This is a genomic window from Alcanivorax profundi (assembly GCF_003597125.1).
Classification (GTDB): domain Bacteria; phylum Pseudomonadota; class Gammaproteobacteria; order Pseudomonadales; family Alcanivoracaceae; genus Alcanivorax; species Alcanivorax profundi.
On sequence record NZ_QYYA01000133.1, the window covers coordinates 1 to 428 of the forward strand.

1 protein-coding gene is annotated in these 428 nt (G+C 53.0%); it reads right to left on the bottom strand.

Annotation, left to right across the window (positions count from 1 at the left end):
• The coding region (locus D4A39_RS19270; protein ID WP_233552537.1) for a hypothetical protein at positions 1 to 428 on the bottom strand (428 nt) is incomplete at both ends.

Genomic DNA, 428 nt, shown 5'->3' on the forward strand with positions numbered 1-428 from the left:
ACTCCCAAGGGCTAATCTGAAGCAGCAGCCCCTCAGAGCAGGCATAAAAGCTCTCACCGCAAGGCTTATACAACCTCGGGAAACCATTCTCCCTCAAGAGCACGATACGATACCCCCGGTTCATTGCCTCGCGCAAAACCTCCTTCTCCTTAGTCGAGATAGCAGCACTCACCAGCACGCCCCCACGTTCTCCGCAAGCCAGCCATTCCCTGCGCAAGCGAGCCAAATCCCCCTCAGAATACCGGCGATGTACAACGACCGCCACCTTATCAGGAATATCGAGCAAGAAACAGTTTCCCACCATCTGGCATTTGCGTCCCGCCACCTCTTTATTCTGCATCACGGTAAAAAGTCCCGGGTTCATCCTCTTCACCATCAGTCTTCTCGAGTTATCATCCAAGTATTTCTTCCATCCCTCCAGTTGTCTC